The 10,281-nt window shown below is 56.7% G+C and carries 12 protein-coding genes; 1 reads left to right on the forward strand and 11 read right to left on the reverse strand.

Going from position 1 to position 10,281, the window contains the following annotated elements:
- Positions 1 to 123: 123 nt before the first annotated feature.
- The 11 genes from fliE to hslV form a co-directional block, all read right to left on the reverse strand.
- On the reverse strand, positions 124 to 429 hold the full coding sequence (gene fliE / locus HQL52_13300; protein ID MBF0370423.1) for a flagellar hook-basal body complex protein FliE: 306 nt from the start codon (positions 427 to 429) through the stop codon (positions 124 to 126).
- Between the two features lie 13 nt (positions 430 to 442).
- Entirely contained in the window at positions 443 to 868 is a 426-nt protein-coding gene (gene flgC / locus HQL52_13305; GenBank protein ID MBF0370424.1) for a flagellar basal body rod protein FlgC, read from the reverse strand.
- A 36-nt stretch (positions 869 to 904) separates the two neighbouring features.
- Positions 905 to 1,312 (reverse strand): flagellar basal body rod protein FlgB, encoded by a 408-nt coding sequence (flgB, locus tag HQL52_13310; GenBank protein ID MBF0370425.1) that lies wholly within the window; start codon positions 1,310 to 1,312, stop codon positions 905 to 907.
- Between the two features lie 478 nt (positions 1,313 to 1,790).
- Complete coding sequence (locus HQL52_13315; GenBank protein ID MBF0370426.1) at positions 1,791 to 3,221, reverse strand: amidophosphoribosyltransferase; 1,431 nt, start codon at positions 3,219 to 3,221, stop codon at positions 1,791 to 1,793.
- Between the two features lie 78 nt (positions 3,222 to 3,299).
- Positions 3,300 to 3,821: a CvpA family protein gene (locus tag HQL52_13320; protein MBF0370427.1), complete on the reverse strand. Its 522-nt coding sequence runs from the start codon at positions 3,819 to 3,821 to the stop codon at positions 3,300 to 3,302.
- Between the two features lie 28 nt (positions 3,822 to 3,849).
- Positions 3,850 to 5,226 carry a DNA repair protein RadA gene (gene radA, locus HQL52_13325; GenBank protein ID MBF0370428.1) on the reverse strand — a complete coding sequence of 459 codons (1,377 nt, stop codon included), beginning with the start codon at positions 5,224 to 5,226 and terminating at the stop codon, positions 3,850 to 3,852.
- Between the two features lie 117 nt (positions 5,227 to 5,343).
- On the reverse strand, positions 5,344 to 5,604 hold the full coding sequence (locus tag HQL52_13330) for a type II toxin-antitoxin system YafQ family toxin (GenBank protein MBF0370429.1): 261 nt from the start codon (positions 5,602 to 5,604) through the stop codon (positions 5,344 to 5,346).
- Positions 5,604 to 5,912, reverse strand: coding sequence for a hypothetical protein (locus HQL52_13335; protein ID MBF0370430.1), 309 nt, complete (start codon positions 5,910 to 5,912; stop codon positions 5,604 to 5,606). Before HQL52_13335 ends, HQL52_13330 begins: the two co-directional genes overlap by 1 nt.
- 54 nt (positions 5,913 to 5,966) lie before the next feature.
- On the reverse strand, positions 5,967 to 6,914 hold the full coding sequence (locus HQL52_13340; GenBank protein ID MBF0370431.1) for an SPOR domain-containing protein: 948 nt from the start codon (positions 6,912 to 6,914) through the stop codon (positions 5,967 to 5,969).
- Between the two features lie 107 nt (positions 6,915 to 7,021).
- The gene (gene hslU, locus HQL52_13345; protein MBF0370432.1) at positions 7,022 to 8,410 is read right to left on the reverse strand and encodes an ATP-dependent protease ATPase subunit HslU; all 1,389 of its coding nucleotides are present in this window, start codon (positions 8,408 to 8,410) and stop codon (positions 7,022 to 7,024) included.
- Complete coding sequence (hslV, locus tag HQL52_13350; protein ID MBF0370433.1) at positions 8,411 to 8,938, reverse strand: ATP-dependent protease subunit HslV; 528 nt, start codon at positions 8,936 to 8,938, stop codon at positions 8,411 to 8,413.
- Between the two features lie 390 nt (positions 8,939 to 9,328).
- Between hslV and HQL52_13355 the strand changes: the two genes are divergently transcribed.
- Positions 9,329 to 10,126: an arginyltransferase gene (locus HQL52_13355; GenBank protein ID MBF0370434.1), complete on the forward strand. Its 798-nt coding sequence runs from the start codon at positions 9,329 to 9,331 to the stop codon at positions 10,124 to 10,126.
- Positions 10,127 to 10,281: the final 155 nt, after the last annotated feature.

A 10,281-nucleotide genomic window follows, 5' to 3' on the forward strand; every position in this document is an offset into this window, starting at 1 on the left:
CGTTGGCAAAATCCCGAAGGGGTGGAACCCTGGTCCGGTCATGGATCAACCGGTATGCGCTTCACCTCCTTGTGTCACTGGGCAGTGGCGCATCTTTCTTTTCACTTATAATGAGCAAACAGCCTAGACCGGCATGCTCATCACTTCCTTGTACACTTCAACAGCCTTGTTGCGAACTTCCATCAGCAGCCTCGTGTGCAACTCCGCCTGGGAGCTGGCAATCTGGGCTTCGTGGATGGAAACCCCGGCGTTACCGAGCAAGGCCTTTTGGGTCATCTCCTTGGCCTCTTTCTGCAAACGATCGGTTTCCTTGATCTGCTTGGAAAGAACGTTGGAAAAATCGCTCCACTGACCACCGCTTTTGCTTTCGCTGCCCGACAGGGAAAGAAGAGAGGACAGAGGTGCACCGTTAATCGCTCCGATAGACATGATGTGTTACCTCTTAACGACCGATTTCAAGAGCTTTCAATGCCATCGCCTTGGAGGCGTTGAGCACGGAAACGTTGGACTCATAAGAACGGCTGGCCGACATCATGTTGACCATTTCGGTCACCACATCGATGTTGGGCATCGCCACATAGCCATCCTGGTTGGCATCGGGATGGTTGGGATCGTACTGCATGCGCGGCGGCTTTTGATCCACCATGATCCTGTCCACGGAAACACCGGTGGAGCCAGCCGCTTTGGTTTGATCCAGCACATCGGCAAAGGGCTGGGCCTGAAACACCGGATCCCGACGCTTGTAGGGCCCCCCTTCCGGGGTGCGGGTGGTCTGGGCGTTGGCGACATTTTCAGCGATAATGTTGAGCCTCAAGCGCTGAGCTGCCAGCGCTGAGGAGGTCACCTTAAACGATGTCAAAAAATCCATATCGAACTCCTGTCATGCCCAAAATTCCGGCAGCGGTTATCGACCACCACCGATGATCATGCGCATCTGGCTGATCTGCCCGGAAAGGGATTGGGCCGCATAGTTATAGAGCAGTTGGTTGGCGGTCTGACGGGCCATCTCCTGCTCCAGATCCACACTGTTGCCGTCCCCCTTGGGAATGGCGGTCTCCACTTCCTGGATCATCGGCTCAAAATTGGTAGGGGCGATGGGCAAGTGTTGCCCATCCGTGCGCGCCATGGCCAACTCCCCATTGGCGGGATAGGCCTGGGCCAGCTCCGACTCAAAATCAAGGCGTTTGGCCTTGTAACCCGGGGTGTCGGCATTGGCCACATTGGCGGCAATCACCTCTTGACGCGCGTGACGCAGGTTGAGCAGCTTGGCTTTGAACGCTCCCCCTGCTCCCAGTAAATTGAAATCGGCCATGCGGTTCTCTCCAGTCAATGATTTGACAATCCCCCCTCAATTTCAGGATGGAGATTGAACTCACAAGGAGATATGCACGTTTTGTGCCTGATGTTTCAGAGTGTGAAAAAAGTGCAAACGAAGGGGAATTGGCGGGCTTTGGAAAAGCGGACAGGAAGAGGAAGCATAGCAATTCGAATCAAGAATTGGATATATGCCGCTGCATTTTTGCCGTCATTCCCGCGAATGCGGGAATCCAGGGAATCTGGCGCAAACCTTTCCAAATCTTGCATCACTCTTCAGTAAAATGCCGGCCTTTCTTGAAGATTTGGTTTTTCCTTGAGGGCAATCATCAGCTCCCTGGATCCCCGCCTTCGCGGGGATGACGAGTCAGGGAAGAGTGTCTAATTTTGAGATGGAACTGCTATAAGAGGACCACCAAGCCCCCTTCACTATCTGGATGAAACAAGGGCCGGGAGAGTCCCGCCCCCGAAGCGTATCAGGCCTCTTTCAAGAGGGTCAGCTGGGTGAATCCCTCCAGCTTTTGGAAGGGCAGCGGATATTTACCCGAGAAACAGGCATCACAATAGGAGTTAAAGTCGGTCGTACGACCATCTACCGACTTGTAGAGCGCCTCCAGGGAGATAAACGCCAGGGAATCGGCGGTGATATAGGTGCGCATCTCCTTCACCGTATGGCTGGCGGCCAGCAGCTCCTTACGGGTGGGGGTATCGATGCCGTAATAGCAGGGATGGGTGGTGGGGGGGGAGGAGATGCGCACGTGCACCTCTTTGGCACCAGCGGCCCGCACCATTTTGACAATTTTGCGACTGGTGGTCCCCCGCACCACCGAATCATCCACCAACACCACCCGCTTGCCGGTCAATACGCTGGGATTGGCGTTGAGTTTGATCTTGACCCCAAAGTGGCGGATCGACTGCTGGGGCTCGATAAATGTCCGGCCTACATAGTGGTTGCGGGTAATCCCCAGCTCAAAGGGAATGCCGGTGGCCTGGGCAAAACCCAACGCCGCAGGCACCCCGGAGTCGGGAACCGGTACCACCACGTCCGCCTCTACCGGATGCTCCTGAGCCAGACTGGCTCCGATGCGCTTGCGGGCCTCATAGACGTTGATGCCATCCAGGGTGGAGTCGGGGCGGGCAAAATAGACATATTCGAAGATACAGAGGGTGCGCTGACGTCGGGGAAAGGGAAAATAGGATTTCACCCCTTCCGGACCGATCACCACCATCTCCCCGGGTTCGATATCCCGGATAAACTCGGCATCAATGAGATTCAAGGCGCAGGTTTCCGAGGAGATCACATAACCGTTTTCCCCGATCCGTCCCAGCACCAGAGGCCGAAAGCCCCCGGGATCCCGCACCGCGATGATGGAGCGCTCATTCATACCCACCAGGGCGTAAGCCCCCTTCACCTGATGCAACGCCTCCACCAGTCGTTCGGCAAAGGTGGAGCGGCGGGAGAGGGCTGTGAGGTGAACGATCACCTCGGTATCCATGGTGGATTGGAAGATCGAGCCTCGGCGCTCCAGGTTACGGCGCATTTCGATGCCGTTGACCAGATTGCCGTTGTGGGCAAAGGCCATCCCCCCATAGGCGGTATCCACCACCAATGGCTGGCGATTGCGCATGTTGGAGCTGCCACCAGCGGTGGAGTAGCGCACATGGCCGATGGCCTGGTTGCCCGGGAGCTTTTCCAGGTCGTGGCGCTTGAAAATATCCGCCACCACCCCGCTGCCCCGGTTGACGTGGAGAATACGGTCCTCCACGGAAACGATCCCCGCCGACTCCTGGCCACGATGCTGCAGGGCGTAGAGTCCGAGGTAGACCAGGTTGGCCGCTTCCGGGTGATTGAAAACGCCGAAAACGCCACATTCATCATGGAAATGATCGTCAGGAAAAGAATGCAATGTCCGTCTGCCAGTTGGGTCGGTCTGCCAGTTGGGTCGGTCTGTCGACGGGTTCAGCTTGCCAACAGGGTCACGTGCTCAGCCAGGATTTTTTGCCAGTAAATTTTTTCCGGAGCGAAGGCGCTCTACCCAGGCTGATTCCATCGGTTGCATCCGTCCCAGCCACGCAACGCCTTCCACGCAGTATGGAGCGAGAAGCGAGCGCTTTACCATTTTTGGCTGCTCCATGTCAAAGGAAAGGAAGATCATAAAGCCTGCCAAAATGATCAAAACGCCCCGGGCGATACCGAATCCCGCCCCCGAAAATCGATCCAAAAGAGTCAGCCCCACGGCCTCTATCATGGACTGAACCAGGAGGCCGAGTCCCCAGGCGATGAGCCAGATGACGATAAAAATCAACGCAAAAGCTGCAAACCCGGCGCTGGTGGCATCCAGATGGGGAATCAAAAAGGGTTCCAGCCGGTGGCCAAACCAAAAAGCTGAAAGATAGGCCACGATCCAGCCCGCCAAACGAAACGCCTCTTTGACAAACCCCCGCATCACCCCCACCAGTGCCGAAAAGCCGACGATGGTGAGCAAAACATAATCAAAAGCGGTCATGGGCGTTTTCCTCGACAGACAGGTTTATTCACCCCTCCCCTCCTCTACCAAGCAGGCTCTCCATGGCTTCGATCAGGTTGGAAGCCGGATCCACCCGCAAGCCATCGATAGGCGGGATTCCTTCAATGGAGCGGGCTGGAGCCAGGCAGCGGTTGAAGCCGAGCTTGGCAGCCTCCTTCATGCGTGTCCCCACATGCCCCACCCCCCGCACCTCTCCAGACAAGCCGATCTCTCCCAATATAGCCAATCCCGGATCCACTGCGATCTCCCGATGGGAAGCAAAGAGCGCCGCCGCCACCGCCAGATCTGCTGCCGGTTCGGTGATGCGAAATCCCCCCGCCACATTCAGAAATATATCGTGATTGAAGAGCCCAAGCCCCAACTTTTTTTCCAACACCGCCGTCAGCATGGCCAAGCGGTTGTTATCAAAACCCAAGGTGGTGCGTCGGGGTTGCGCCAGGGGGCTGGGGGTCACCAGAGCCTGGATCTCCACCAACACCGGGCGGGTGCCTTCCAACCCCGGAAAAACCACCGAACCGGAAGCTCCCCGGGCGCGCTCCGAGAGGAATAATTCCGACGGATTGACCACCTCGGCGAGCCCCTCCTCCCGCATTTCAAAGACGCCGATTTCGTTGGCCGCCCCAAAGCGATTTTTCACCGCCCGCAAGATGCGATAGTTGTGTCCCCGCTCCCCTTCAAAGTAGAGCACCGTATCCACCATATGCTCCACCACCCGGGGACCGGCAATCTGCCCCTCCTTCGTCACATGCCCCACCAAAAAGAGCGGCATCTCCCGCTCCTTGGCCTGCTGGATCAACCGCGCCACACACTCTCTGACCTGGGTGACACTCCCCGCTGCAGAGGGTAAGGCGTCGCTGGCCATGGTCTGAATGGAGTCCACCACCAGCACCGAAGGCTTGCTGTGGGCCACCGCATCCAAAACCGACTCCAGGCGGTTTTCCATCAGCACCCACATTTTTTCCCCTGTGAGCCCCAGCCGCTCTCCTCTCAGCTTGATCTGCCGGACCGACTCCTCCCCGGAGACATAGAGCACCGGCGCCTGTTTGGAGAGCGCCTCCATCCCCTGCATCAGCAGAGTTGACTTGCCAATCCCCGGATCCCCGCCGATCAAAATCGCCGAGCCGGGAACCAGCCCACCCCCCAACACCCGATCCAACTCCCCAATCCCCACTTCCATGCGGGTTTCATCACCGCTGGTGATCTCTTCCAGCCGCTGGGGCTTGGCAATGTCAGAGGGTTTTTGGGGCTTTTTCCCCTTGGCATGGGGGGCTACCCGAAACTCCTGCAAGGTGTTCCAAGCCCCACAACTGCCACACTTCCCCTCCCACTGGGGATAGTCAGCGCCGCAATCGCTACAGACGAAGGTTTTTTTCTCTCGGGCCATTTTGATTTTACGTCTATTTCCAATATTTTTAATCAAGCGACTGCGTGGGAGAGGCAGACCTTCAAAAGGTGGAGATAGCTACCTGGGTTTTGTTTGTTTGTAACAACACCAGTTCACCTAATAGACCTGATTATGCGACCCAATTTGGACAAAAAGCACTTCAACGTATCCCTTTTCTTCGCTGAAAATAATCCGCAGATCAAATCCAGCAGAGAAGGCTCTCATTGGGATCATCGGGCCTTTCAAAGCATGGTTTTTCAGTTTTGGGTCGAAGGGATTTTTTTTAAAGCGTTCGATGGCCTCTTTCGCTTGAATTTGCTTGTGTTTATCCAACTTAGCAAATTGCTTGTAAAATTTTTTCTGGTAATGGATGACCATCAATCACCATATTTCTCTGCAGCCCTGTCCAGAGCAGCAAGGGCTTCCTCAATCGTTTCATAACCCGGCGAAACATTGATTCCACGCTTGGCTTCCTCATATGACTGTATGATTTCCGCCTCTTCCTCAGGGGTGAAGCCATTTTCGGTCAACTCATCCACCGTTTCAACAGTAACCCTGACCAGACGATCCCCTGCCAATTCCAGGCCTTGCCTCACTTCAAGGGGGAGTTTATTGACTGCAATGGGTGTTTCAATGGTCATACGCATGGCGTGCACCTTTTGGCTTGGATTGACCGACCCATTCATTTGAGCACGCTTTCCCCAATAATCCAAACCATTTCGGTATTTTTGGTGCGGATTCTATTCGGGCATCACAGCAGGCTGCACCGTAGTGATTTCCGCCAAAATACCGGTGCGATCCTGGATTTCCTTCACCATCGATTCGGCTTCGGCATACTCCATGAAGGGACCACCCACCAGCTGGATGTAGTGTTGATCGCCGATTTGGGCTTCGCTCAACTGCACCATGATGCCTTCCAATACCAGACGGTCCCGCACCTTGTCGGCGTTGACCGTATCCAGGAAGGCCCCGGCAGAAACCTGAAACTCACCCACGGGCGGTGGAGGAGCGGGCTCCTCTACCACGGGTTGGGTGGAGGCCAGATCCAATCCACTCTGCTGCTGGCTCCAATCATCGGTGGTGAGGATAAACTCCGCCAAAATACCGCTGCGCTCCCGAATCATCTGCACCGCTGTACGGGCGCTCTCCTCCTGATCGAAGGGACCGACGAGCAGGTGGATAAAATCCCGATCCGCCATGCGTACCTCCCTCATGTGCGCGGGGATTTCGCTGGTTTGCAGGCGTGTGAGAATTTTTTCCGCAATGCCGGCATCCGTGAAGGATCCCGCCAGCACCATGTAAGGACCACCGGTGATTTCTGGAAAGGTTTGAGAGACCCGTTCCGTAGGCGGGAGAGGTTCGGGGGCCTTGTGGTGGATGGTGACAGTCGGTTGGACAGGCTGGGGAGCCAGCTGGAGAGGCTCTTGGGCGCGCAGATGGGCAGGCATCACCACCCTGACAGCAGAATCCCGTTGCAGCAGGTGATTGATTTTTTCAATCAGTGGGGCGTTCAAGCCGGTCCATCTGGCAATCAACGCCAAAAAAACCAAGCTGATCACCACCATCAATCCCCGGGTCAACCCCACCTCGATGCCCCCATCGGTGGAAACTTCAGCGGGAATGCCTACCCGAGGCCGGGTCCACTGGCCGGTGACAACTCTGCCCAACTCCTGAAAATGGTCCGACATGCTGCGCTCTCCCGTATTAAACCAATTGTTTGGATCTACGATAAAGAGCTAGCAAAAACCACGCCACCCCCTGGATCCGGTCAAAGCTCCAGGAGGTGATGAAAAGATTAGAGAATGTAGCGGGAGAGATCCTCGTTGCCAGCCAGATCCTTTAACTGATCGTTGACGTAGGCGGCATTGATTTTGACCGTCTCCCCCTTGCGATCCGGAGCGGTGAAGGAGAGTTGGTCCAGCAGCTTTTCCATCACCGTGTGCAGGCGTCTGGCACCGATATTTTCAGCGGTTTCATTCACCTGGGCGGCGATATCGGCCAACGCCTCGATCCCCTTTTCGCCAAACTCCAGGGTGATTCCCTCCGTCATCATCAAAGCGGCATATTGACGGGTCAGGGCGTTTTCCGGTTCGGTGAGAATACGCACAAAATCCCCCCGGGTCAGGCTTTGCAACTCCACCCGTATGGGCAGGCGGCCCTGAAGCTCCGGCAGTAGATCGGACGGCTTTGAAAGCTGAAAAGCGCCGGAAGCGATAAACAGAATGTGGTCGGTGCGCACAAAGCCATATTTGGTGGAAACCGTTGTCCCCTCCACCAGAGGCAGCAAATCCCGCTGCACCCCCTCCCGGGAGACATCCCCACCCCCACGCATCTCACTGCCCCGGGCGCACACCTTGTCCAACTCATCCAGGAAGACAATCCCCGTCTGCTCCACCCGCTCCACCGCTTCCTTTTGGGATTGCTCCTTATCCACCAGCTTTCCGGCCTCTTCGTCGGTGAGAAGTTTCAAGGCCTCTTTCACCGTGACCTTGCGCTTTTGCACCTTCCCTCCCAGCATCGAACCCAGCATCTCCTGAATATTGATCCCCTCCATACCCTGGGGGGTGAACACCTCCAGGGTGGGGCCGGTGCGGGATTCCCGGGTTTCCACCTCCACCTCCCGCTCATCCAAACGCCCCTCCCGGAGCATTTTGCGGAATTTTTGCCGGGTACCGGAATCCACCGGCGGCTTGGGAGGCTCCTGGGGTTTTTCCTCCACCGCGCCGAACAGGGAACCCAAAGGGTTGGCCTGGGGCTGCTGGCTGCTGGGGCTCGGGAGCAGAATATCCAATAGACGCTCTTCAGCGGCATCTTCCGCTTGACGGCGAACGCTGATTTTGGACCGCTCAATGGACATTTTTACCGCCATGTCGGTGAGATCCCGGATGATGGACTCCACATCCCGCCCCACATAACCCACCTCGGTAAATTTGGTCGCCTCCACCTTGATGAAGGGGGCGTCGGCCAGTTTGGCCAGACGTCGGGCCACTTCGGTTTTACCCACACCGGTGGGACCGATCATCAAAATATTTTTAGGGTAGACCTCCTCCCGCATGGGCGAGGAGAGCTGCCGACGCCGCCAGCGATTGCGCAAGGCAACCGCCACCGCACGCTTGGCATCGTTTTGGCCGATGATATAACGGTCCAGTTCGGAGACGATCTCACGGGGAGTAAATTCAGACATTTAAAGCTCTTCGATGATGAGGTTATGGTTGGTATAGATGCAGATGTTGGCTGCGATACCCATGGATTTTTCGATGATCTGCCGGGGGGGAAGTTCCGTATTTTCAAGAAGCGCCCGAGCGGCGGATTCAGCATAAGGGCTGCCGGAACCGATGGCCAGCACCCCCCCTTCCGGCTCCAACACATCCCCGGTACCCGAAATCAACAGGCTCACCGAGCGATCCGCCACCGCCAACATCGCCTCCAGTCGGCGCAACATCCGATCCGTGCGCCAATCCTTGGCCATCTCCACCGCGGCCCGGGTGAGGTTGCCCCCATGTTTGGTGAGCTTTTCCTCAAATCGTTCAAACAGCGTAAAGGCATCCGCCGTGGAACCCGCAAAACCGGCCAGCACCTGGCCCTCGCGCATGGTGCGCACCTTGCGGGCGTTGGCCTTGATCACGATATTACCCAGGGTAACCTGGCCGTCCCCCCCCATCACCACCTGTTCACCTCGCCGTACCGATAGGATGGTTGTGCCTTCGAACATGATCGCGCTCCTGGAAACAAAGGGTCTTTTGGCTTGTGGCCGAGGTTATTCTAAGAGGTTCGCCAGCCGGATCAAGATAGTTTGTTCCGGGAAAAAGATGCCAGGCGTCGCCATATTTGTTAATCTGGGCAGGCAGTGGCGCAATGGGAAGGATCCCGGGCCCCGGCCAAATTCCTTTCCGATTTTACCCCGGGCCACCCCTGCTTTACCAAAGGTGCCCAATCAGGCTGGCTTTGTCCAAAACCCTTTGGCTAACGGATGGCGCCGGGTGTCACAACCCTTTTTCCATGGGCTGGATTCTGGGGAAAGTAGAGGTTTCCCGGGCATCCGGCAAGAGGAATCGGTGGATTTGAATCAGGCTGTCACATCGATAAAGAAGGAGGCCGTGCCATGAATGAAAAGGCCCACCACCTCCCAAAACCACCCCAGGTGGCCTTGCTGCTGACGCCTCGTCATGAATGTGGCTACCTTCCGGAGCAGGAAGCCGCCACCCTTTTTGTGGATCCAGGGCAAACCCTGACCCCCTCCCTCTATGCCTATCTGGTGGATCGGGGCTTCCGGCGTAGCGGTGAACACGTCTACCGCCCCCACTGCCCCGCCTGCAACGCCTGCATTCCCGTGCGGGTGCCTGTCGAGCAGATGAAATGGAGTAAAAGCCTGAAACGGGTCTGGAAGCGCAATCAGAGGCTCACCCACCTGGAGCAGCCAGCCTCCTACACCCCGGAATATTTCGACCTCTACCGCCGCTACCAAAAAAACCGCCATCGGGGCGGCTCCATGGATAACCCCAAACCGGTCAATTTTACCGATTTTTTAACCTGCCCCTGGATGGACACCCGCTTTCATGAATTTCGTGAAGAGGGGGAGCTTAAGCTCGTGCTGGTACTGGACCATCTGCCCCAGGGATTGTCTGCGGTCTACTCCTTCTATGCCTCCGGTGAGGAGCGCCGCAGTCTCGGCACCTTTGCCATACTCTGGGCTGCCCGCCGAGCCCGGGCGCTGGGGCTTACGTGGCTCTATCTCGGCTATTGGATTCCCCAATGCCCGAAAATGGACTATAAGGCCCGCTTTCAACCCTTGGAGGGATTCCGAGGTCGGAGCTGGCAGCCCATTCGCATCAACCCCGACGGCTCCCTGGCCTCCCCCCCCTACGCCCCCGACCCCTCCATCAGGAGTGTGCCCAGCTAAACAGCACACCTCTTTGCCTCACATCACCCTCTCCATGTGCCCAGATGAGCAGCTCTCCCTTTACTCCGTTTCTCACTCCTATAGTAGGTCTACCTCAGAATTGGACACTCTTCTCTGACTCGTCATCCCCGCGAAGGCGGGGATCCAGAGAGATA

The sequence above is a fragment of the Magnetococcales bacterium genome, from assembly GCA_015232395.1.
Classification (GTDB): Bacteria; Pseudomonadota; Magnetococcia; order Magnetococcales; family JADFZT01; genus JADFZT01.

Bases quoted from the DNA above. Each gene is read 5' to 3' on its own strand.
- fliE (MBF0370423.1), bottom strand. From the start codon at position 429: ATGTCTATCGGAGCGATTAACGGTGCACCTCTGTCCTCTCTTCTTTCC.
- flgC (MBF0370424.1), bottom strand. From the start codon at position 868: ATGGATTTTTTGACATCGTTTAAGGTGACCTCCTCAGCGCTGGCAGCT.
- flgB (MBF0370425.1), bottom strand. From the start codon at position 1,312: ATGGCCGATTTCAATTTACTGGGAGCAGGGGGAGCGTTCAAAGCCAAG.
- HQL52_13320 (MBF0370427.1), bottom strand. From the start codon at position 3,821: ATGACCGCTTTTGATTATGTTTTGCTCACCATCGTCGGCTTTTCGGCA.
- radA (MBF0370428.1), bottom strand. From the start codon at position 5,226: ATGGCCCGAGAGAAAAAAACCTTCGTCTGTAGCGATTGCGGCGCTGAC.
- HQL52_13330 (MBF0370429.1), bottom strand. From the start codon at position 5,604: ATGGTCATCCATTACCAGAAAAAATTTTACAAGCAATTTGCTAAGTTG.
- HQL52_13335 (MBF0370430.1), bottom strand. From the start codon at position 5,912: ATGAATGGGTCGGTCAATCCAAGCCAAAAGGTGCACGCCATGCGTATG.
- HQL52_13340 (MBF0370431.1), bottom strand. From the start codon at position 6,914: ATGTCGGACCATTTTCAGGAGTTGGGCAGAGTTGTCACCGGCCAGTGG.
- hslU (MBF0370432.1), bottom strand. From the start codon at position 8,410: ATGTCTGAATTTACTCCCCGTGAGATCGTCTCCGAACTGGACCGTTAT.
- hslV (MBF0370433.1), bottom strand. From the start codon at position 8,938: ATGTTCGAAGGCACAACCATCCTATCGGTACGGCGAGGTGAACAGGTG.
- HQL52_13355 (MBF0370434.1), top strand. From the start codon at position 9,329: ATGAATGAAAAGGCCCACCACCTCCCAAAACCACCCCAGGTGGCCTTG.